General features: G+C 70.7%; 23 protein-coding genes and 1 pseudogene. 19 read left to right on the top strand and 5 right to left on the bottom strand.

The annotated features are described in order from the left end of the window. Window positions 1-1,341: 1,341 nt before the first annotated feature. Both AB0F58_RS18790 and AB0F58_RS18785 read right to left on the bottom strand, forming a co-directional pair. Window positions 1,342-1,665 carry a transposase gene (locus tag AB0F58_RS18790; RefSeq protein WP_157749059.1) on the bottom strand — a complete coding sequence of 108 codons (324 nt, stop codon included), beginning with the start codon at window positions 1,663-1,665 and terminating at the stop codon, window positions 1,342-1,344. A 247-nt stretch (window positions 1,666-1,912) separates the two neighbouring features. Continuing rightward, window positions 1,913-4,096: an MMPL family transporter gene (locus tag AB0F58_RS18785; RefSeq protein ID WP_357144066.1), complete on the bottom strand. Its 2,184-nt coding sequence runs from the start codon at window positions 4,094-4,096 to the stop codon at window positions 1,913-1,915. Window positions 4,097-4,476: 380 nt separating this feature from the next. Between AB0F58_RS18785 and AB0F58_RS18780 the strand changes: the two genes are divergently transcribed. After that, window positions 4,477-6,009, top strand: coding sequence for a multicopper oxidase domain-containing protein (locus AB0F58_RS18780; protein ID WP_357144063.1), 1,533 nt, complete (start codon window positions 4,477-4,479; stop codon window positions 6,007-6,009). Window positions 6,010-6,150: 141 nt separating this feature from the next. Here AB0F58_RS18780 and AB0F58_RS18775 read toward each other — a convergent pair whose 3' ends face one another. Continuing rightward, window positions 6,151-7,746, bottom strand: coding sequence for an FAD-binding oxidoreductase (locus AB0F58_RS18775; RefSeq protein WP_357144060.1), 1,596 nt, complete (start codon window positions 7,744-7,746; stop codon window positions 6,151-6,153). 220 nt (window positions 7,747-7,966) lie between these two features. Here AB0F58_RS18775 and AB0F58_RS18770 point away from each other — a divergent pair. From AB0F58_RS18770 to AB0F58_RS18760, 3 genes and pseudogenes are all read left to right on the top strand, one after another. Then, a pseudogene (locus AB0F58_RS18770) lies at window positions 7,967-8,332 on the top strand (pirin family protein); the annotation flags it as partial. A 67-nt stretch (window positions 8,333-8,399) separates the two neighbouring features. Continuing rightward, window positions 8,400-9,935, top strand: coding sequence for a recombinase family protein (locus AB0F58_RS18765; RefSeq protein WP_357144057.1), 1,536 nt, complete (start codon window positions 8,400-8,402; stop codon window positions 9,933-9,935). A gap of 358 nt (window positions 9,936-10,293) precedes the next feature. Continuing rightward, entirely contained in the window at window positions 10,294-10,653 is a 360-nt protein-coding gene (locus AB0F58_RS18760; protein WP_357144054.1) for a hypothetical protein, read from the top strand. Window positions 10,654-10,677: 24 nt separating this feature from the next. Here AB0F58_RS18760 and AB0F58_RS18755 read toward each other — a convergent pair whose 3' ends face one another. Continuing rightward, entirely contained in the window at window positions 10,678-10,869 is a 192-nt protein-coding gene (locus AB0F58_RS18755; protein WP_357144051.1) for a DUF397 domain-containing protein, read from the bottom strand. Next, window positions 10,860-11,627: a DUF5753 domain-containing protein gene (locus AB0F58_RS18750; protein ID WP_357144048.1), complete on the bottom strand. Its 768-nt coding sequence runs from the start codon at window positions 11,625-11,627 to the stop codon at window positions 10,860-10,862. Before AB0F58_RS18750 ends, AB0F58_RS18755 begins: the two co-directional genes overlap by 10 nt. A gap of 450 nt (window positions 11,628-12,077) precedes the next feature. On the opposite strand from AB0F58_RS18750, the gene AB0F58_RS18745 reads away from it, so the two are divergent. The 15 genes from AB0F58_RS18745 (at window position 12,078) to AB0F58_RS18675 (ending at window position 20,587) form a co-directional block, all read left to right on the top strand. Beyond that, a complete protein-coding gene (locus tag AB0F58_RS18745; protein ID WP_357144046.1) occupies window positions 12,078-12,404 on the top strand; it encodes a hypothetical protein in 327 nt (108 codons plus the stop codon). Beyond that, a complete protein-coding gene (locus AB0F58_RS18740) occupies window positions 12,379-12,633 on the top strand; it encodes a flavin reductase (protein ID WP_357144043.1) in 255 nt (84 codons plus the stop codon). Before AB0F58_RS18745 ends, AB0F58_RS18740 begins: the two co-directional genes overlap by 26 nt. A 320-nt stretch (window positions 12,634-12,953) precedes the next feature. Then, the gene (locus AB0F58_RS18735) at window positions 12,954-13,583 is read left to right on the top strand and encodes a hypothetical protein (RefSeq protein ID WP_357144040.1); all 630 of its coding nucleotides are present in this window, start codon (window positions 12,954-12,956) and stop codon (window positions 13,581-13,583) included. Then, the gene (locus AB0F58_RS18730) at window positions 13,580-13,711 is read left to right on the top strand and encodes a hypothetical protein (RefSeq protein ID WP_357144038.1); all 132 of its coding nucleotides are present in this window, start codon (window positions 13,580-13,582) and stop codon (window positions 13,709-13,711) included. The genes AB0F58_RS18735 and AB0F58_RS18730 overlap by 4 nt, the downstream gene beginning before the upstream one ends. Further along, on the top strand, window positions 13,708-14,028 hold the full coding sequence (locus AB0F58_RS18725) for a hypothetical protein (RefSeq protein ID WP_357144035.1): 321 nt from the start codon (window positions 13,708-13,710) through the stop codon (window positions 14,026-14,028). The genes AB0F58_RS18730 and AB0F58_RS18725 overlap by 4 nt, the downstream gene beginning before the upstream one ends. After that, window positions 14,028-14,396, top strand: a complete 369-nt coding sequence (locus AB0F58_RS18720; RefSeq protein WP_357144032.1) for a hypothetical protein — start codon at window positions 14,028-14,030, stop codon at window positions 14,394-14,396. Before AB0F58_RS18725 ends, AB0F58_RS18720 begins: the two co-directional genes overlap by 1 nt. Further along, complete coding sequence (locus tag AB0F58_RS18715) at window positions 14,393-14,878, top strand: hypothetical protein (protein ID WP_357144030.1); 486 nt, start codon at window positions 14,393-14,395, stop codon at window positions 14,876-14,878. Before AB0F58_RS18720 ends, AB0F58_RS18715 begins: the two co-directional genes overlap by 4 nt. After that, window positions 14,875-15,090: a hypothetical protein gene (locus AB0F58_RS18710; RefSeq protein ID WP_357144027.1), complete on the top strand. Its 216-nt coding sequence runs from the start codon at window positions 14,875-14,877 to the stop codon at window positions 15,088-15,090. The genes AB0F58_RS18715 and AB0F58_RS18710 overlap by 4 nt, the downstream gene beginning before the upstream one ends. After that, the gene (locus AB0F58_RS18705) at window positions 15,087-15,299 is read left to right on the top strand and encodes a hypothetical protein (RefSeq protein WP_357144024.1); all 213 of its coding nucleotides are present in this window, start codon (window positions 15,087-15,089) and stop codon (window positions 15,297-15,299) included. Before AB0F58_RS18710 ends, AB0F58_RS18705 begins: the two co-directional genes overlap by 4 nt. After that, on the top strand, window positions 15,296-15,571 hold the full coding sequence (locus AB0F58_RS18700) for a hypothetical protein (RefSeq protein ID WP_357144021.1): 276 nt from the start codon (window positions 15,296-15,298) through the stop codon (window positions 15,569-15,571). Before AB0F58_RS18705 ends, AB0F58_RS18700 begins: the two co-directional genes overlap by 4 nt. A 12-nt stretch (window positions 15,572-15,583) precedes the next feature. Next, complete coding sequence (locus tag AB0F58_RS18695) at window positions 15,584-15,832, top strand: hypothetical protein (protein WP_357144018.1); 249 nt, start codon at window positions 15,584-15,586, stop codon at window positions 15,830-15,832. Beyond that, complete coding sequence (locus tag AB0F58_RS18690) at window positions 15,829-16,107, top strand: hypothetical protein (RefSeq protein WP_357144015.1); 279 nt, start codon at window positions 15,829-15,831, stop codon at window positions 16,105-16,107. The genes AB0F58_RS18695 and AB0F58_RS18690 overlap by 4 nt, the downstream gene beginning before the upstream one ends. Before the next feature lie 856 nt (window positions 16,108-16,963). Beyond that, a complete protein-coding gene (locus AB0F58_RS18685) occupies window positions 16,964-17,419 on the top strand; it encodes a hypothetical protein (protein WP_357144012.1) in 456 nt (151 codons plus the stop codon). Next, a complete protein-coding gene (locus AB0F58_RS18680; RefSeq protein ID WP_357144009.1) occupies window positions 17,416-19,161 on the top strand; it encodes a terminase in 1,746 nt (581 codons plus the stop codon). The genes AB0F58_RS18685 and AB0F58_RS18680 overlap by 4 nt, the downstream gene beginning before the upstream one ends. Before the next feature lie 31 nt (window positions 19,162-19,192). Further along, a complete protein-coding gene (locus tag AB0F58_RS18675; protein ID WP_357144006.1) occupies window positions 19,193-20,587 on the top strand; it encodes a phage portal protein in 1,395 nt (464 codons plus the stop codon). The last annotated feature ends 3 nt before the right edge of the window (window positions 20,588-20,590 follow it).

The raw sequence follows: 20,590 nt of genomic DNA, 5'->3' as shown, positions 1-20,590 counted from the left end.
TTGCAGCGCAATTCCTGAACACATTCAGGATCATTTCATCGCCAGGCAATCCCCAATTGACAACCCGCCTGACGGATTCATGAGCGCAACAGTACGTGAGACGTGCGCTACCACACGTAACGCTGGGCTCCGATACGCACAGTGGAATTCGCAGCGACGGGGCGCCCCCCAGCTGCCGCGTCTTGCCATCGTTACTCAGTGAGACATGGAGGTAACTCAAGGTGACACTAAGCAGCCCCCCAGCTCCGACGGTCAACCATTGACTGAATCATCGATTGTCGAATCAAATATTTCCCGGTACGACTACACCGGACGCCCTGATCAACCAATCGATGCATGCCTCTGTTCATCACTATGCCCCATTGCAGGTTGCCGCACAAGCATGCACAGAAACCAAGAAGCTTTCGAGCCGGCTTCGAGGCACCCGTGCATTGTTGGGTCAGGCTTCACAGGATGTAGTGAAATTGTGCGCGGCAGTCCAGGGGCGGAGCAACCTCAATTACACCTGTCGGCGGGGCGGCGCGGCCGTCAGAAATCAGTCACCGAGGGGTGTTTCCGCTGATCATGAGGGCGGGCCGGGAGTTGCACCGGAGGCGCGCGACAGCCCGGATCGGGCTGGCGGCTCCACTGACGAGGTGCAACTGGTCCGATCCTGGGCGCATACGATCGGTAGTGTTCGATCCTGACGGTCAGGGCTCGCAAGCCATGTATCGGGAAGGTAAAGGTGTCGGTTGGCTGACACTGGAGCGTTCCCCACCCACCGGGGTGCCCACCGCACCGCGCGGCGTACCGTTCGGTAGCCTCACCGGCGGCCATCCGGAAACCGGGGAGCACCTGGCGATAGCAGGATCTGAAGGTCCAAAAAGTACATCGAACTACATACAAGGCGGAGGAGGCGGGGCCGCTCCGGACCGCGCCCCCAGCCTCCCCGCTTCCGCTCGCGGCGTCACCCCGCCGGACGGGTGACACCGGAAACCCACCGGGTCGAAGTGACACACCGTCGGCACCGGCCCGGCTCCGCCGACCGGGGCACCCCCACCCGTCCTGAATGGGGCCCAGGCATGTGTAAGCACACGACCCATGAATGGGCATTCCTGGATGACATCTGGATTTTTGCTGAGCGCACGCCCATGAGCGGAACGTCAGCAGCCAAACACGGATGCGTACCGACGGCCGGGAAAAGGGCGGGACGGCCGGCTCCACACCAGCCGTCCACCGTGGATCGGCCCGACGGACCCCAGCAGCCGAACGGCGATCTCCACCGGTCGGCGCTCACCGGACCATCATCTAAATAGGATGGTGCTAACGGGATGGTCGCGATGATGTTCGACCGGTCGGTGATCACAGGAGCCGACGCTGCTGGTCCAGTTGTGAGGCGAAGAAGGCACTGGCCGCCGTCAGTATCTCGTTCACCCGGCGGAGTTCGGCGTTCTCGGCCCGGAGTCGATGCAACTCCTCCGCCTCGGTCTCCGAGAGTCGCTCGGCGCGGGGGTCGGGTCGCTCGCCACGCTCGATCTCGTCCTGCCTGATCCAGGTCCGCAGCGCCTCCGGGTGAACGTCGAGGTCCCGGGCGAGCTGCACGATCGGGGGCCGTGGATCGGATCCCCGCCACTGCTCCACCGCGCGGATCCGCAGCTCGTCCGGATACTTCTTGGGCGGCGCCATGAGCATCCCTCCCTCTCGTACTTCCCGCGGCTGGGCGCCGCGCCCGACTGCAGACCCCGTGAGCGGTCCAACCGGCATCCGGCTGGACCGCCTGCGACGCGGATCATCGGGGTGAACCGCGTACACCTGACCGACCATGTGCTGTCAACGGGTTCTCCGGCCGTGACCCGGAGGTCACGGCCGGTCCGGCGGCGACCGACCGCCGGCTCCCGCCGTGGGCCCCGGTCGGGGCCCACGGCGGTCGTCGTCACACCTTGACGGGTTCCCGCTCCCGGTCGCGGGCGTCCTGGTCGGCACCGCTGTGCTCGAGGGCGACCCGGGGCAGCGCGCGCTGCAGGAACCGGGGCAGCCACCAGGCCTTCCGGCCGAAGATCTGCATCACGGCGGGCAGGATCAGGCAGCCGATGAGCAGGGCGTCGGCGAGGATGGCGACCGCGAGTCCGAGCCCGAACTGCTGGAGCATGCGGGTGGGGCTGAGCATGAAGGCGGCGAAGACCACCACCATGATGGCGCCGGCCGCGGTCACCACCTTCCCGGTCGTCGCGATGCCCTCGCGGACCGCCTCCGTCGGGTCCTTGCTCCGCTCCCACTCCTCGTGCATCCGGGAGAGGAGGAAGACCTGGTAGTCCATGGACAGACCGAAGGCCACCGCGAAGATCATGACCGGCACGTACGCCTCGATCGGTCCCGGCTCGACGCCGAGCCGCCCGTCCTGGAAGACCAGGGTCATGATGCCCAGCGCCACGCCCACGCTCAGCACGTTGAGCAGCGCGGCGAAGAGCGGGATCAGCAGCGACCGGAAGACCAGGATGAGCAGGAGCGTGGAGAGACCGACCACGACGAGGACGAAGATCGGCATCTTCGCGGCGACCGCCTCGGAGAAGTCGACCGTGGCGGCGGTGCTGCCGCCGATCAGGTAGCGGGCGCCGGTCTCCTCCGCCACCGGCGGCAGCACGTTCTCCCGCAGCCGGTCGACCAGGTCCATGGTCTCCTGGTCCTGCGGCTTCGACTCGGGCAGCACGATGATCAGGGAGAGGTTCTCGCCGATCGTGTTCGGCGGCACGGCGGTGGCCACGCCCTCGGTGGCCGCGATGGCGGCCTGGGCGCGGGTCGCGTCCTCCGGGCTGCCGTCGGCGAGGACGATCAGCGGACCGTTGAAACCCGGGCCGAAGCCCTCGGCCAGCAGGTCGTACGCCTGGCGGCTGTGGGTGGACTCCGGGTCGTTGCCGGCGTCGGCGAAACCGAGGTTCATGTTGATCACCGGAACCGCGAGCGCGACCAGCACGGCCAGCGGCACCAGCGCGTTCACCCAGCGGTGCTTCTGCACCCAGGTCGCCCAGCGCCGCCACTGTGCCCCCTCGGCGGCCTTCCCCTTGGCCAGCCGCTTCTGCACGCCCTTCTCGATCCGGCCACCCACGAGGGACAGCAGCGCGGGAAGCAGGGTGAGCGAGGAGAGCATGGTGACCAGGACGGTCATCGCGACGGCGACCGCGACTCCCTGCAACGAGCCGAGACCCAGCACGACCAGGCCGATCAGGGCCAGGATGACCGTGCAACCGGCGAAGAAGACGGTCCGGCCGGCAGTGTCCTGCGCGTTGATCGCGGCCTGCCGCCGCTCCACTCCCCTGATCAGCTCGGAGCGGTACCGGGAGAAGATCAGCAGGGCGTAGTCGATGCCGACGCCGAGCCCGACCAGCATCATCAGCGGGGCCGTGAAGTCGGCGATGGTCGCGACGTGCGAGGCCAACCCGATCAGGCCGATCGCCGAGCCCACGGCGAAGATGGCGATCAGCAGCGGCAGGCTGGCCGCCACGATCGAGCCGAACAGGATCACCATGATGACCAGCGCGGCGAGCATGCCGGCGAACTCGGCGCCGCCGCCTCCGCCCTCCTGGGCCGCGCGGATCGGCGCGCCACCGAGCTCCACCCGGAGCCCCTCGCCCTCGGCCGCGTCGGCGGTGTCCATGATCTTGCGGACGTCGTCCGCCGGCACGTCGGCGGACTGGCCGTCCAGCGCGACGGTCGCGTAGCCGATGGTGCCCCGCTCCGAGATGCCGAAGCCCTCGTACGGGCTCTGCACGCCGGCGACGTGCGGCAGCTCCTTGACCTTGGCGAGCATCGACTCGACCCGGCCCTGGGTGGCGGGGTCGCGCAGACCGCCCTCGCGCTCCAGGACGATCTGGATCGACTCCCCGGACTGCACCGGCGCCCGCTCCTCGAGCAGGTCCAGGGACTTCTGGCTCTCGGTGCCCGGCAGCGAGAAGTCGTTGCGGTAGTCGTCGCCCACGGCCTGCGCGGCGACGGTGACGCCGGCCAGCACGAGCACCCAGAGCACGACCGCGATCCAGCGGCGCCGGTACGCCCAGCCACCCAGCCGTTCGAAGACACTCGGGCGCCGCGTCGGCGGGGCTTCGGCGGTTGATCTGGTCATCAGTGCTCGACCTCCTGAGACGCACGGCTCAGATAGATAGGTTGTCTACTTGTAGTTACGCCACCTTAACAGGGGGATCGGTAGCCGTACTACAGCTGCGGTCGTACAGGGCCCGTGTTCCCGCCATTCCAGGCCAGGAACCCGGGGCGACCGGGAACAGGAATCGAACCGCCCTCAGGGTCGCCGTCTCCCGCCGTTGACCTGGGCTGATTCCCCCGTTCCGGCAACCGGCCCCGACCTGACGCGCCCGACGCTCCCCGCCCCGGCTCAGGGTGAACCCTGCGTTTCCCCTGGAGTTGCCGGGGACCGGTGGACGCCCCCACGAATGCGCAGCCAGGCTACGGATGTACCGACCCCTTGAGATCCCGAGGTGATTGCCCATGCGCCCGCTCCGGCGAGTGCTGATCGCCGCCACTGTCGCCGTCGTGCTCCTCTGCGCGGCCGGCGTGGCGGGAGTGGTCTGGACGTTCAACTCCAGGACCGTCTCCACTGCTGGCCAGATCGAGTTCGTCCACGCCCTGCCGGTGCCGCCCCTGGCCCCGTCCACCGTGGACGGCGAGGGCCGGCGGGTCTTCGAGCTGCGGGCCCGGACCGGGCGACACGACTTCGGCGACCGCACCGCCGACACCTGGGGCTTCAACGGGGCGTACCTGGGCCCGACCCTGCGGGCCGCCCGGGGTGAGCGGGTCCTGGTGAACGTGCACAACGAGTTGGACGAGGAGACCACCGTGCACTGGCACGGCATGCACCTGCCGGCCCGGATGGACGGCGGTCCGCACCAGATGGTGCCGGCCGGCACGAGCTGGCACCCCACCTGGACGGTGGACCAGCCGGCGGCCACCCTCTGGTACCACCCGCACCCGCACGGCGAGACGGCGCGACACGTCTACCGGGGACTGGCCGGCATGTTCATCGTCGACGACCCGACGAGTTCGGTCGCCGGGCTGCCCGACCGGTACGGCGTGGACGACGTACCGGTCATCGTGCAGGACAAGCGGTTCTCCCGGAACGGGAACCTGAACGAGAACACGCCGTTGTTCAGCGGCGTCGGCCTGCTCGGCGACACGATCGTGGTCAACGGTGCGACCGCGCCGTACCTGGACGTCACCACCGAACGGGTCCGGCTGCGGGTGCTCAACGCCTCCAACGCCCGGGTCTTCGACTTCGGCTTCCCCGACGACCGCGACTTCACCCTGGTCGGCACGGACGGCGGCCTGCTCGACAAGCCGTACCGGATGAAGCGGATCATGCTCTCCCCGGGCGAGCGGGCCGAGATCGTGGTCGACGTCCGTCCGGGCGAGCGGACGGTCCTGCGCAGCTTCCCACCGGACCTCGGGGCGGACACCTGGAGCGAGCGGTTCAACGGCGGCGAGGACACCTTCGACGTCCTCCAGCTCCGCGCGGCCGACCGGCTCGAGGAGCGCCCCGAGCTGCCGTCCCAGCTGGTCGACACGCCCCGGCTCGACCCCCGGGAGGCGGCCGAGACCCGACAGTTCACCCTCAGCGGCACCCGGATCAACGGCGACGCCATGGACATGGACCGGATCGACGTCACGGTCACCAAGGGCACGACCGAGGTGTGGGAGGTGACCAGCCGGGAGGCCCTCCAGCACAACTTCCACATCCACGACGTCCAGTTCCAGGTGCTCGACGTGGGCGGAGCGGCGCCACCACCGCACCTCAGCGGTTGGAAGGACACGATCTTCCTGCACCCGAACACCACGTACCGGATCATCGCCCGGTTCGCCGACCACGCCGACCCGGACATGCCGTACATGTACCACTGCCACATCCTGTTCCACGAGGACGAGGGGATGATGGGACAGTTCGTGGTGGTCGAGCCGGGGCAGAAGGCCGGCACACCGCCGGGCGGCGGACACGACGGCGGGCACGGTGGCGGCCACGGCGGCTGACCGACCGACCGCCGGCCCGCGGACCGGATGCCGGCCCTCCCCCGTCGGAGGGCCGGGGCCGGCCGTCGTGGGGACCGGCCGCCGGGACAGCGGGCCGGCTGCCGGCCCGGCCGCCGCCTGCGGCGTCGGCGTGGATCCTCGTCAGGGACCCGGCGGGATGTTGTGGTTGCGGTGGAAGATGTTCTCCGGGTCGTAGATCCGCTTGAGGGCGGCCAGCCGACCCAGGTCCGCCGGGCGGTAGGCCGCCATGGTCCGGCTCGGGTCGCTGAGGAAGTTGAGCAGCACCCCGCCGGTGGCGTAGGGGCGCAGCCGCCGGGCGAAGGCCGCCACGTGTCCCCGCGCGACCGGAAGTTGGGCGGCGTGCAGGTGCGGAGCCACCGCGATCAGGGCGTACGCCGCGTCCCGGTGCCCGGACGGCCCACCGTCGGCCAGCGGCCGGCCCAAGGCCCCGCCCACGTGCCGCAGCTCGATCACCGAGATCGGGGAGCGGGTCGTCCCGGAATTGCCGATCTCGGCGAGCAGCACGTCGATCAGCTCGTCGCTGAGCCCCCGGAACAGGTCGGTGTGCTCCCGGACGATCTGCGGGCCGGGCTGGGGGTCCTCCAGGGCAGCGGTCTCCGGCCAGGTCATCGGGGCGTACCCGCCGAACAGGGGGGGACCGGCCACGGCCAGCAGGGGGGCGAGGGCGCGCCGCCCCCACTCCACCGGCCCGGTGTGACAGACGCGCACCGCCACCACCGTCCGGTCGCGTAGCGGCTCCGGGACGCCCGGCGCGTCCGGCAGCCGCAGCAGGGTCAGCGCGGTGGTCAGCTCGTCGGGCAGGTCGGCAGCGTGGTCCCGGTGGCAGGCGAGGATCTCAGCGGCCCGTTCACCCGGGAAGTAGGCCACCCCTCCGTAGACCTCCCGGACGGGGTAGAGGCGGAGCTGGAGTTCGGTGACGACGCCGAAGTTCCCGCCGCCACCGCGCAGCGCCCACCACAGGTCGGCGTCGTCGTCGGGGCCGGCGACCAGCCGGGTGCCGGCGGCGGTCACCACCTCGGCACGGAGCAGGCTGTCGGCGGCGAACCCGTGGCGGCGGGACAGCCAGCCCACGCCGCCGCCCAGGGTGTAGCCGGCGACCCCCAGCGCGGACGAGGTGCCGGAGATGGGGGCCAGCCCGAACCGGGCCGCGGCGGCGACCACGTCCCCCCAGCGGGCACCGCCGCCGACGCGGGCGGTGGCCCGGACCGGGTCGACGTCGACGTACGCCATCCGGGAGAGGTTGAGCAGTACGCCGTCGTCGGTGGGGCGGACCGTGCCGTGTCCGGTCGCGCGCACCCCGACCGGTACGTCGAACTCGCGCGCGGTGAGAACGGCCCGCGCCACGTCGGCCGCGTCGGCCGCCTCGGCGATCAGGAGCGGCTGCTGGTCGAGGTCACGCCGCCAGGCCAGCCGGCCGGCGTCGTAGCCGATCGCGCCGGGCAGGTGGAGCCGGCCGCCGAACTGGCGGTGCAGCCGCCGGGCCAGCGCCTCGGCGCTGCGGGGCCCGGGGCAATCGTCCGGCGGGCCGTCGAACAGGTCGAACCCGGCCGGCGGGAGCGGGAAGTCGCCCCTCGGGAGGATCGGGGCGGGCAGCTGACCGTCGAGGAGGACGGCCTCCTCCGGGGAGACCGGGCGCCGCCCGGCTGCGAAGCGCGGGGAGCGAGTGCAGGGGAAGACGAGCTCCGGCCCCTTCCGGCCGGTCCTGCGTCGGTTCATGGCGCACTCCCTCGTCGTCTACCACACCTTGCGTCACCAGATCATGACAGAAGGTGAGAGGGATCGGAATCGTGAGTCACTGGAGCAGGTGGGGACATCCACCACAAGAAGGCGACGAAACCCTGGCGCCATCGCCATCTGCCGACCCCCCGCCCGGGTGAACCGCACCTCACACCGGTGAAAGGGGCGACCGGCCCCGACGGTGGCTACATTTGGTGCCATGCCCGCCATCTCCGTCGAGGACGTGCTCGTCCTGCCCCGACTGCCCCGGTTGGACGAGTCGACGACCGCGTTCCGGCCGGTCCGTCGCATGATCACCGCCCCCAGCGGCTTCGAGGGCGAGGGTTTCCCGGTCCGCCGGGCCTTCGCCGGGGTTCCCGTGCCCGAGTTGGACCCCTTCCTCCACCTGGACCAGATGGGCGAGGTGGAGTACGCGCCCGGTGAGCCGAAAGGCACGGCCTGGCACCCCCACCGCGGCTTCGAGACGGTCACCTACATCATCGACGGCGTCTTCGACCACCAGGACTCGCACGGCGGTGGGGGGACCATCACCAACGGCGACACCCAGTGGATGACCGCCGGCACGGCCATACGTCCAGACTCACATCTAACGCCACACGCGTAAGGCGCCTCGTGCGTGCTACGGTACGCGCATGAGTACGGCTTCTCTTCCCCTCACCGGCCCCGCCCTGGGTCGCCGCCGCCCCCGCGCGTCGCTCTACGTCCGCCTCTCAAAGGAGGCCGACGCGGCGAACACGAGCAAGGAAAACATGATCGCCAACCTCCGCGAGATGTGCGCGAAGCACGACTTTGCGGAGGTCGCCCTTCACATCGACGACGGCCTCTCCGGCGCCATCCGCAACCGCCCCGAGTTCCTCGCGTGGCTCAACGACGGCCGGCAGGGCCGCGCCGACGTCCTCCTCGCATGGCACGTCGACCGGATGACGCGCGAGGGCGGCAACGTCGCCGCGATCATCCTCGACGTGGTCGAAGGGAAGGACACCGTTACCGGGCAGGTCGTCTTCCCGCCCGTCCGCCTCATGGACTGGCACGGCCTGGACAGTAACGACGGCCTCTCCTTCCGGATTCAGTTCTTCCTCAAAGCGGAGTTCGCCCGCGAGGAGCGCGAGCGCATCAAGGCCCGGCAGAAGGGCCGCGCGACGCGGCTCCGGCTCATGGGCCGCTGGCCCGGTGGCGAGGTGCCCTTCGGCTACCGGATCATCGACGCCCCCGACGGCGCGGGAAAAACCCTCGCCCTGGCCGAGGAGGAGGTCGAGGCGCTCCGCGACGCCGCCTCCCACATCCTCGACGGCGACACCCTCGGCCGCACCGTCCGCCGGATGAACTACGCCGGCATCAAGCCACGCCGCGCGCCGGAGTGGTCGCGGACCACGCTCGCCCAGGCCCTCACCGGCGACCACATTCTCGGCCGCGTCACCATCGACGGCGTCCTCCAACGAGACGAGGACGGGCGCCCGTTTGCACCCTTCCCCGAGGTGCTCGACCTTCCGACCGTCGTCGAGCTGCGTAAGGCGCTTTCTCCGTCAGGCGACCCCCGCAAGCGAGGAGGCCGGAAGCCCTCCCGCCTCGCCTCCCGCCTCGTCTCGTGCCACTCGTGCGGGGGCCTGCTCAACGTCATCCGCCGGAACGGCAGCCGTACCGCCAAAGAGATCGCCGCCGGTCGCGCTGGCCGGTCGGACCTCATCGCGTACAGGTGCCAGCGCCGCGCGGACGGAGGCGTGTGCGACCACCCCGCCCTCGTCTCGGCCGAGCCCTTCGAGCAGTACCTAGAAGCGCGCTTCCTCGCCGACTTCGGCCGACTGCCGATGGTGGAGCGCCGCGTGATCATGGCCGACGACGGCAAGCTCGCCGAGGTCGAAGAGCAGATCAGCGGCCTTCTTGCCCGGCTCGCCCAGGCCGCCACGGCCGATGCTTTCGCCCGCCTCCAGGAGCTACAGGCCGAGCGCGACGTCCTCGCCCAAGCCCCGCGCGAGCCCCAGGTCGTGAAGGTGCTCACCGGCCGCACGATGGCCGAGGAGTGGCACGCGGCCGACCTCGACGGCCGGCGCGAGATGCTCGACGACGCTTACCAGGCCCTCATCATCGGCCCCGGCAAGCGAGGCCGGCGCGGCTTCGACCCGGCCCGCCTCACGGTGATCTATCGGGAAGGGGAGCACGACCCGGACTGATCGGACACTCAGCGAACGCCCTCGGCCAATTACGGTCGGGGGCGTTTTCTATCTTGCGACTTTCCGCAGGTCAAGTAACCTGCAAAAGATGATGAAAGCCGCCGCCGCCGTCGCGCTTACATTCGCCCTCGCCCCTGCCCCCACGCCCGCCGACGAGCCGCCCGGCCTCCCCGGCCGCCCCATCCGGGGCCTCCTCGACGGTGTCACGAGCCCCGCGTCCCCGAGCCCGTCCCCCTCGGCGACGACGGCCCCGCCACCGACCACGACGGCCCCAGAGGCCGGCACGCCGCCCGCAGCGCCCCTGCTCACGCCTGACGCCTTACCGAGCCCTACGGCGCCCCGGACGACGACGGCCGCCGTGCCTGCGTCCCGCCCAACCGAGGCGCCCGCGCTGCGCGGCCCTGCCGGCGAGGTCGTCTTCCCCGAGACGCTCCGCGACGAGGCCGTTTACACCCCCAACCGGGCCGCCCCGCCGTCGGACCCGACCCCCGAGCGCCGGACGGTCTACGTCTTCCTCATGGGCGCCGTCGCCCTGCCGGTCGGATGGTTCGTCCTGCGCCGCCGCAAGCCGGCCCCCGCCCCCATCTCGGCCGCCGCGTACGAGGAGGCTTACGAGCTGGGCCGTGCCGACGAGCGAGCCGCCGCCGAGCACGGCCGCCCGGCCGCCCGCGTGATCCCCTTCCGGCCCCGGAACGGCGAAAGGCCCCCGGCCGGGTAGCCGAGGGCCTTCCTGTGTCGTCGGTCAGTGCTGCGTCTTCGCGAACCCCACGAACGAGCGCCACGCGGCCGGCTCGAAGGCCAGTGTCCCGCCGTCACGGTTCTTCGTGTCGCGGACGAGGACGACGCCGGCTAGGTTGTCGGCCACCTCGACGCAGTTACCGCCGTTACCGCCGCTCTTGCTGCTCTTGCGCCACTGCGCGCCGGTCATGTCCATGCTGCTGCCGCTTCTCTCAAGAGGTCTAGGGATCGTCCTCGCGGGAGCGCCTCGCCCCGGATGCGTTCCCACCGTCGCTCCAGGGTAACAAGGTCGGAAGGCTGGTCTAGTATCTGCGCCCGCGCTGGACTGTCGACGTGTGCTACCCGTGCGCCTTCCGGCATGTCGGCGATCGTGAAAGGGCCATCCAAGCCGGGGTAGCTGGGCGCGTCCGCCGGCACGACGTGAAGCTGAACCGTCGGCAGGTCGGCGCACTCCAGGAGGTGCGCGAGCTGGGCCGCCATGAGCGCCCGGTCGCCGCCGACCCGGCGCCGGAGGACGCCCTCGTCGAGCACCGCTACCAGCAACGGACCGCGCTCGCGCGTGAGGATGGCTTGCCGGCCGAGCCGAGCCGCGACGAGTTCGTCTACCGCGTCGACACACAGCACCCCGCCCGCGAGCGTCGCCCGCGCATACGCCTCTGTCTGGAGTAGCCCAGGCACCCAGGCCAACTCGAAGGCGCGCAAGGTGACCGCCTCACGCTCGATGTCCACCCAGGGACGGAACCACACCGGCTCCCGCCTCCGGCCGACGTCCGGCCACAGCACGTCGACATCTCGCCCGAGGAGTTTTGCCACCTCGACGCGGTATCGACCTTGTGGAATATGTCCAGGGTTTGCCCAGCGCTGCGCCGTCTTCGGATGAACCCCGACGTGACCTGCGAGGCTTTCGGCGGTGTGTCCGGCCTCGGCGAGCGCCGCGACAAAGGCGTGATTCATGCCTGTCCCTCCCCGGAACAAACTAAGTGTCCGAAGGACATTGGACAACGCTGTGTCAGTGCTCCGCAACCCTAGGCAGGCTGACCACATGCCACGATCACGACCTGTCCCATTTGGTCCCCGACACCGCCCGGTCCTGCGCCGGCTCCGGCTCGCTTGCTCGTGCGGCCTCCCGTCGTGGCGACGCTGTCCGGACCGCCGTTCGCCGACCCCGCCCGGCCCGCTCGCCATGCCGCCCCGCCACCGCGCCGAGGACAAGCCGAAGCCGAAGCCCGAGCCGGAGCCGAAGCCCGAGCCGCCCTCGATCCCCTGGCCGCCGCTGAACCCAATCGGCCCCTTCAGCCTGCCGGCCCGCCCGGTCGGCATGGACGACGCGACACAGATCATCTGGCCGAACGCAGCGGGACTCACCACCCGCGCGCAGGACGAACGGGGGAACGGGAGCGGTCAATGGTGAGGCGCCCCTCGCGGGACTACTCGGCCGAGGTGACCCTCGTGCACGTCCGCTCCTGGGCGGCGTTGACGTGCCGCGAGTGCCGCCGGCCGTGGCCGTGCGAGCCGTTCCGCGAGGCGCTTCCCCTGACCACTCCCGGTCAGCGTGCGGCGGCCGTCGTGCGGATGACGGCCGAGGCCCGGCGCGTCCGGCGGGAACTAGTCGAGATCGCCCCGGCGACCCTCGTCGGCCGCTTCCTCTGGTGGCTGAATCTCGGCCGCAACGAGGCCCAGATGATCGCATGGGAGGTGTGGCCGGATGCCTCTGTCCCTCCCCGGACGTGACCACGTCGCCGCGCGCCCGTGCTGGAGGTGTAAGCGCTGCGGCGCTCCCTGGCCGTGCCAGCCCGCAAAGCTCTACCTCCTCGGCCTGTACGCCGATAACCGGCTCGGCCTGTCGATGTACCTCGGCGAGGTGATGGCCGTGGCCGCGTCGGAGCTTCCCGACGACGGAACCAACATCATTGAGCGCTTCGTGAGCTGGGCACGACCGCCACGCCGGCCGCAGACCTGACCGGCCCCAGACCGCCCGCCCTGGACACCTTCCGGCCCCCACCGGAAGGAGCCGGGGCGGGCTTTCTGTGCGCCGAGGAGCGCCGGGAGAGGCCCGTAGGCGGCCCAGAAGTGACGGAGTGACGGAAGTACCGTCACCTCCGGTTCTCTCTCAAGAGGACTCCTCCTCCTCTTGAGCATCTATAGAGAGTGACGCTCGATCCGTCACTCCGTCACTGCGGCAGGCCGCCCGCCGGCCCCCGAAACTTGCCGTGAACACCCCCGGCGCCTCCGGCCGACTCGACAGACGTCCACAACCGAGACGTCTGGAGGCCCCGCCCCGTGTCTTACTTCCCTGCCGTCGGCGACCGCGTCAAGCTCGACCCGAACGTCTTCAGCGCCACCCACGCCGTGATCCTGGAGGGCATCGACGACGACGGAGACTTCTTCGTCGAGCTGGAAGACGGTCCCGACTCCGGCCGCGCCGTATACATCGGCGCCGACAAGGTCCACCGCGCCGACATGCCGGCCGGCATCTTCGACCACGAAGACAGCGTCGGCGACTCCCTGACCGTTTACACGGCCACGGACCCCGCCACCGCCCAGGGCGAGCCCGTCGCGGTCACGGTCAACGCCGACACGGAGGAGGAGGACGAGCGCACGGTCCTGCTCACCCGCGAGGCCGTCGCCCGCCTCCGCGCCGCCCTCCGGCCGTACGACGACACCGACCCCGAGCACCCCTTCGACAACCTCACCCAGGCCGACGCGCACGAGCTGGGCGACCCGGACGCGTACGTCGTCACGAAGGAGTCCTTCCCGCTCGACGCCCGGCGCGTCGCCGCGATGAAGCTCGCCGCTGAGCTGGCCGGCAAGAACGTCTTCGGTCAGGCCCAGCTTCAGACGACCGTGGCCTACGCCGCGTTCCTCCTCGGCGAGCTGAGCGACTACACCGCCCCGCAGGCCGCCGCGTGAGCCGGCGCGGAGATCGCCTCTGGGACGTCGCGGGGGCGCTCGTCGCCCTCGCCTTCTCCCTCCTCCTGTTCCTCATCGTCGTCGGCCTCGGCGTGATCACCGTCGCCATGATCGGAGAGCTTCTGTGAAGCGCCCCGCCCTCCCCTACGTCCCCGGCGGCGCCTTCCTCGGCGCCGTCGGGGGCGTGGCCCTCGCCTACGACCACTGGGCCGCTACCTGGGGCGTGTGGTTCGTCTACTTCGGCGTCGTCGAAGGGATGGCCCTCGCCAACTCCAGGGCCGGCGACACCCTCTCCGAACACGTCTGGGCGTGGTTCGCCACCGAGCGCCGCAAGTCGGGCGAGGAGCCCCGGCCGGTGACCGGCTGGACGCGCTTCCGCCGCTTCGTCCTCCTCGCCTTCCTCGCGTGGCTCGTCGCGCACTTCCTGACCGGGGGCCTGTTCTGATGACCAACTTCGACCGTGGCGGCCTGAAGGTCGGCGCCAGTCTCGACCGCGACGGCGACCTCGGCTTCTACACCGAGGGAGGCGAGACGGCCTACCTGACCCGAGACGCCCTCGTCGCCCTCCGCGAACACATCACCGCCGTCCTCGGCGACGGCCCGCCGGACCCCGCCGACCCGGCCCTCCACCGCTTGCGCGTCGTTCCCAGCGGCCCCAACCGCGCCGAGGCGCTGAAGCTCGCCGAGGAGATGGTTACCCGCCTCGCCCCGGCGACCAACGCACGCGGCTACGCCGACGGCGTCTCCCCGCTGAAGGAGCGCGTCTCGGCCATCCTCCAGACCGCCGACTACCTCACGAAGGAGGCCGCGTGAGCCTGACCGCCCCCGAGGCCCTCGCCGCCGGCATGCTCCTCGTCGACGAGGCCGCCGCCGGTCTGCCCTTCTGGAAGCGCGGTACCGCGCCGGAGCGCGCACGAGCCGCCGCGCACATCGCCGCCTTCCTCCTGGACTACCCCGACGGCTGGGCCGACGAGGAGCCGGAGGAGGAGGCCGTCGAGTCTGCCGAGGACGACGACGAGATCGACCCCGACGACGCCGTCCCCGTCGGCCCCGCCCGCAAGGTCATGTGCGACGCGAGCCCCGGTGACTCCGTCTACGTCCGCGCCGGCCGCTCCGGTGGTCGCACCGGGACGCCCTTCGTCGGCCTCAACGTCGAGAGCGACGGCGAGCACCGACAAATCTACCTCTCCCCCACGAAGGCCCGCGCCTACGCCGCCGGCATCCTCGACGCCGCCGACGAGGCCGAGGGCCGCTCTCCCCTTCTGCGCTTCGACCTCGGAGGTTCGCCCCAGTGAAGACCATCGCCGCCGGCATCGTCGCTTCCCTCCTCCTCCTGGTGTACGTCGCCGGCCTGGCCCTCGTCGTCATGCTGACCGCCGCCGTCGTCCAGGAGGAATGGCTCCGCAACCTGCCCGAGCTGGGCTACTCCGGAGCCTTCAGCATCGCCCTCGTCCTGTTCGCCCTCCGCGTCATGCTCGCCTTCCCCTGGACGCGGGGCGACGAGTGATCTTCTGCGCCGGGTGCTCCGCGCGGTGGACGGGCCTCACGCTCGCCCACTGCGCGGGGTGTCACCTCACCTTCTCCGCAGTCTCGACCTTCGACCGGCACCGCGCCGGCACCGTCAACGCCCGGCGGTGCCTCGACCCCGCCGAGGTCGGCCTCTCCCCCAACGCCCACGGCGTCTACCGCACGCCCAGCACCGAGGAGCCCTCGTGATCCGTACCGCGTCCGCCGCCATCGCCGTCACGGCCGGGGTGGTGATCGCCCTCGCCGCGTGCACCGAGGAGGAGGCGTGCGCCGCGCCGGCCCCGGCTCCGCGTCCGGCGGCCCCGGCCTACCGCGCGCCGGCCCCGTCCGCCCCGCGCGTCCAGGCCCCGCGCCCGGCCAGCAAGCCGACCACCTACCGCACCGAGCACCGCGACGGCGCCCCGGTGCTCGTGCCGATCGTGGTCGACGACGACCTCTTCGAGATTGACTGCGACGACTGAAGGAGCCGCCCCATGTCCCGCCTCATGCACGGCGACGCCCCGGCCGCCTTCCGCGCGGTCATCACCACCCGCGACGTGGCCGACCACTTCGAGGGCGGCGTCCACGAACACACGCACTACGCCGGCCCGTACGGGACCGTTGGCGCCGCTCGCGCCGCGATCACCCGCGCCCAGAAGGACGCCGCCCGCTACTGGCGCGGCAGCCGCACCGTGACCGGCTACCCCGAGCGGTCGCCGATCGAGTGGGAGCGCGTCGAGTGACGGAGGACGACCTCGCCGCCCAGGCCGCCGCCTTCGCCGAGGCGCACGACCTGGACCCGGCCGACTTCGCCTCCCGCGTCCGCCGGCAACTCGCCCGCCGCAAGGCCCGAGGAGCCCTGCCGCACAAGCGGTGCTCATCGTGCCGCAGCGACCTTCCCGCCCTTGCCTTCGCCGAGGACGCCCGCGCAGCGGACGGCCTCCAGTCCACATGCAAAGCGTGTCGAGCGTCCGGCGAACGTCGGCGCCGAGCGCGTGACGTGACCCAGACCGACTAGATAGGTGCGAGGGCAGTCGACACGCCCTCGTCCCGCACTAGGCCCCGCACACCGCGACTCGTGAGCCCCTGGGGACGAGCCGGAGTGCGGGGCCTCTTTGCTTGCTAAGCCCCCGGACCTGCCTCTGCCCTGCGAGGGCACGCAACCGGGGGCCACGGACTCGACGCCCCAGGCGTGCGCTCCGCGACCCCATACCTGATACCTGGCAGGTCGGTCGCGTCGAGCGCCCCTGGGGCGTTCTGCGTATCTGGGGAGAGACGTCATGGCCTGGGAGGGCACAAGCGACCGGCGGGCACGACTGCCGCACGACTGGGCCATCCGGCGCCTTCGCATCCTGCGCGCGGCGGGCTACCGCTGCGAGGTGCGCGGCGAGGAGGGGCCGTGTGGTGAGCCGGCGAACGAGGTCGACCACATCGAAGCGGGCGACAACCACGACCCGTCCAACCTCCGCGCCATCTGTCGTTGGCACCACGCCCGTAAGTCCTCGGCTGAAGGTGCCGCAGCGAGGCAGCCCAGACCATCGCGGCGTCGTGATCCCGAGCGCCACCCTGGCATGTTGTGACGGCGAGTGACTGTCACTCTCTGTGTAACACCCTGGGGGGGTGCCCCCCTCCCCGGCCGGCAGGCCACCGAAGCGGCATAGCGTCCCACCCTGCGTACGGGCATAGAGGTCGCGGAGTGAGCCTCGACCCGGCTCTTGTGTGACGCACCGTAATGGCCGCGGTGGCCTCTTCGCCGACGCTCGTAACCCCCTGTCGCCGTTCGCGGGGGGTCCTTCCGCTACTTCTCGCGCGCCTCGCCCTGCGTTTACACGCCCGCGCGCCTCGCCCTTCCCGCCCCCGAAAGGAGGTCCGCCGTGGCTCGCGGCACCATGCACTCACCGAAGCCCGACGGCCAGAGGCGCCGCCGCAACGCCCCGACTCACGGCGAGACGATCCTCCCGGCCGACGACGGCGTCCTCCGTGGCCCGTCCCTAGACGAGTTGATGCCGGGCCGCGCCTTCAGCGAGGGCGTCTACCTGTGGTTTGACGACTGGAGGGCCTCGCCGCAGGCCCACGTCTTCCAGCGCACAGACTGGCGCCGGCTCGCGCTCCTCGCACCGACCGTCGAGGGCTACCTCAAGCGGCCCAGCGCCGCCGCGTTGTCCGAGATCCGGATGAACGAGGAGCGCCTCGGCGCGACCGTCGTTGACCGGATGCGCGCCCGCATGACGATCGAGGGTGACGACGCCGACGAGGGCGAGAAGGCCCCCGTGCTGCGCCTCGCGGACGCCCGCGCCGAGCTGCGCCGGCAGATGGCGAGTGGCGAGTGAGCGCCCAGGAGGCCGCAGAGTCGGCCCTCCTCGCCGCGTCGCTACAGGCCGCCCGCGCCGCCATCGCGGCCCGCGCCCTGCGCACCGTTGAGGACTTCCCGACCGACGGCTCGATCAAAACGCTCGGGTGGGACCTCATCGTCTGGGTTGAGGAGTGGCTCCTCCAGCCCGACGGCGACGAGGCCGGCGAGCCCTACCGCCTCACCCGCGAACAAAAGAACTTCCTCCTGTGGTTCTACGCGGTCGACGAGCGCGGGAAGTTCATCTTCCGCCGCGCCGTATTGCGCCGCGCAAAGGGCTGGGGCAAGTCCCCATTCCTCGGCGCGCTGTGCCTCGCTGAATTGTGCGGCCCGGTCCGTTTCGACCATTGGGCCGGCACCGAGGACGTCGCGCGAGGCCTCGCTTTCGAGGTCGGCGACCCCATCGGAAAGGCGCACCCCGCGCCCTGGGTGGTAATTGCCGGCGTCAGCGAGACGCAGACCGAAAACACGATGGCCGCTATTCGGTCGATGGTCGAGGATTCCGACCTCGTCGCCGTTATGGGCCTGGACATCGGTAAGACGCGGATCTTCACGCCGACCGGCGGGAAGCTCATGCCCATTACGGCCTCGTCGTCCTCCCAGGAGGGCGCCCGGCCGAGCTTCGCGGTAATGGACGAAACGCACCATTGGACCGCGAGTAATGGCGGGGCCGCCCTCGCCCGCGTGATCCGGCGTAACCTCGCGAAGAGCCGCGACGGCGCCGCCCGCGCGATCGAGACGACCAACGCGCACGCGCCCGGCGAGGACACCATCGCCGAGATGTCCTATCTCGCGTACCTCGCGGGGCAGGAGGGCCGGTCGCGGTCGAAGGGCATTCTGTACGACTCGCGCGAGGCGCCCGGAAACGTCGACCTCGCCGACCGGGACGCCCTCATGGAGGCGCTCGCCGCCGCGTACGGTGACTCGCACTGGGTGGACCTGGAGCGCATCGCCGAGGAGGTCTACGACCCGAATACGCCGCCGGAGGAGGCCCGGCGCTTCTACTTAAATCAAATCGTGGCCGCCGCCGATTCGTGGCTCGCCCCGCACGAATACGACGCGAACTACCGCGCCGACCTGGCCCCGCTGAAGCTCGCCGACCCCGGCGAATGGCGCAAGGGCGACGTCGTAACTCTCGGATTCGACGGCGGGCGGACCGACGATAGCTCGGCCCTCGTCGCGGTGAGAGTGAGCGATGGAGCCGCCTTCCTCCTCGGCCTCTGGGAGAAGCCCGACGGGCCGAAGGGCCTCGGCTGGGAGGTCGATCACGAGGCCGTTCGCGGCGCCGTCGATCATGCCTTCGCGTGCCTGGACGTCGTCGGCTTCATGAGCGACGTCGCGCACTGGGAGACGGACGTCGACCGCTGGCGCGACGAGTATCAAGAGCGCCTCCTCATCAAGGCCACGACCCGGCACACCGTGGCGTGGGACATGCGCTCCCACCAGGGCGACACCGTTCGGGCCGTCGAGGCGCTCCACCGCGCATACATCGACGAGGAGGTCCCCCACAACGGGGACGCGAAGCTCCGGCGCCACGTCCTGAACGCCCGCCGCCGGCCTAACCGCTGGGGCGTGAGCTTCGGCAAGGAGACGCGCGAGAGCCCGAAGAAGGTCGATGCCCTGGCCGCGCTCCTCCTCGCGCGGATGGCGCGTACGCGCGTCCTCGCCGACAACGTCCTCGCGAAGCGACGCCGGCCGTCCGGCCGTCTCGTCGGCTTCTAACCCCGTTTACACGCCCCCGGAAGGAGGCCCCGTGCCTACGGACGGTTCCGTCGTCGGCCTCGCCGAGGAGCTAATCTCCGAGCACAAGCGAATCAATAGCCCGACCGAGGACTTCGGCCTCGTGTCGAGATACCTCAAGGGCGATCATGATTTGCCGTACGCCCCGCGCGGGGCGAGCGCCGAATACCGCTCGCTCGCGCGGAAGTCCATTACAAATTGGCTGCCTCTCATTTCCGACACCTTCGTAAAGGGCCTCTTCGTGGACGGCTACCGGCCGGCGAAGTCGACCACCAACGCGAAGGCGTGGGATTACTGGCAGGCAAACCGGATGGACGCCCGGCAGACGATCATTCACCGGAACGCCCTGGAGTACGGCACCGCCTACACCCTCGTCCTGCCAGGCGCCGACGCGCCTTCGATTCGGCCGGTTTCGGCAACGAAGGCCGTCGCGCTTTATGAGGACGAGGACGACGAGTGGGCGCAGTTCGGCCTTCGTTTCAAGGGCCGGGCGGCCGACGGCGCCGAGCTTTACGAGATGCTTACCGAGACGATGGTCTACACCGTCGCCGTAAGCAAGGAATCCTCGAAGCCGGCGATTCGGGGCGTGCCCCTGGAGCACAACCTCGGCTACGTCCCGCTCGTGCGTTACCGCGAGCGGCTCGACGGCTCGCGCGGGATCATCCTGCCGCTTCTCAATCTCCAGGATCGCATCAACGAGGCCGTCTTCGCGCTGCTCATCGCATTGCAGTATGCGAGTTTCCGCCAAAGGTGGGCAACGGGCCTCGCGATTCCGACTGTCGACGACCCCGACAGTCCGCTTTACGGCCAGCCCGTCGAGCCTTTCAAGGCCGCCGTCGATCGCCTCTGGGTGACCGACAATCCCGATGCGAAGTTCGGCGACTTTCAGCAGACCGACGTTACGGGCCACCTGGAGACGTACGGCTCCGGCGTTCGCACGCTGGCCGCTATCGCCCAGCTCTCGCCTCACGTCCTCCTCGGCGACCTCGTCAACCTCTCGGCCGACGCCCTGGCCGCCGCCGAGGCGAGCACACAGCGCAAGATCAATGAGTACGAGACGACCTTCGGCGAGGCGCACGAGCAGACACTCCGGCTCGCCGCGCTCGCGGCAGGTGACCCGGTCGGCGCCCGTGACCTGAAGGCACAGGTGCGCTGGCGCGACACCGAGGCCCGCAGCATGGCCGCCGCCGTCGATGCCCTGGGCAAGATGGTGCAGATGTTGGGCGTCCCGGCCGAGGCGGCCTGGGAGCGCATCCCTGGCGTCACCGATCAGGACATTGAGCGCTGGAAGGGCATGGCCGCAAGCGGAGACGGCCTGAAGGCCCTCGCCGAGGCCCTCACCCGCCAGTCATCCACCCCTGCCCCCGCGCAGGCCCAGCCGGCCGAGCCGGCCCAGCCTGCCGCGTAAGGC

Source organism: Micromonospora sp. NPDC023956, from assembly GCF_040639195.1.
Lineage (GTDB): Bacteria > Actinomycetota > Actinomycetes > Mycobacteriales > Micromonosporaceae > Micromonospora.
This window is presented reverse-complemented; position numbering and strand designations above follow the sequence as displayed.

Coding starts and splice junctions, on each gene's coding strand:
- AB0F58_RS18790 (WP_157749059.1), bottom strand. CDS start 1,665: ATGGCGCCGCCCAAGAAGTATCCGGACGAGCTGCGGATCCGCGCGGTG.
- AB0F58_RS18785 (WP_357144066.1), bottom strand. CDS start 4,096: ATGACCAGATCAACCGCCGAAGCCCCGCCGACGCGGCGCCCGAGTGTC.
- AB0F58_RS18780 (WP_357144063.1), top strand. CDS start 4,477: ATGCGCCCGCTCCGGCGAGTGCTGATCGCCGCCACTGTCGCCGTCGTG.
- AB0F58_RS18775 (WP_357144060.1), bottom strand. CDS start 7,746: ATGAACCGACGCAGGACCGGCCGGAAGGGGCCGGAGCTCGTCTTCCCC.
- AB0F58_RS18765 (WP_357144057.1), top strand. CDS start 8,400: ATGAGTACGGCTTCTCTTCCCCTCACCGGCCCCGCCCTGGGTCGCCGC.
- AB0F58_RS18755 (WP_357144051.1), bottom strand. CDS start 10,869: ATGGACATGACCGGCGCGCAGTGGCGCAAGAGCAGCAAGAGCGGCGGT.
- AB0F58_RS18750 (WP_357144048.1), bottom strand. CDS start 11,627: ATGAATCACGCCTTTGTCGCGGCGCTCGCCGAGGCCGGACACACCGCC.
- AB0F58_RS18745 (WP_357144046.1), top strand. CDS start 12,078: ATGGTGAGGCGCCCCTCGCGGGACTACTCGGCCGAGGTGACCCTCGTG.
- AB0F58_RS18740 (WP_357144043.1), top strand. CDS start 12,379: ATGCCTCTGTCCCTCCCCGGACGTGACCACGTCGCCGCGCGCCCGTGC.
- AB0F58_RS18720 (WP_357144032.1), top strand. CDS start 14,028: ATGACCAACTTCGACCGTGGCGGCCTGAAGGTCGGCGCCAGTCTCGAC.
- AB0F58_RS18695 (WP_357144018.1), top strand. CDS start 15,584: ATGTCCCGCCTCATGCACGGCGACGCCCCGGCCGCCTTCCGCGCGGTC.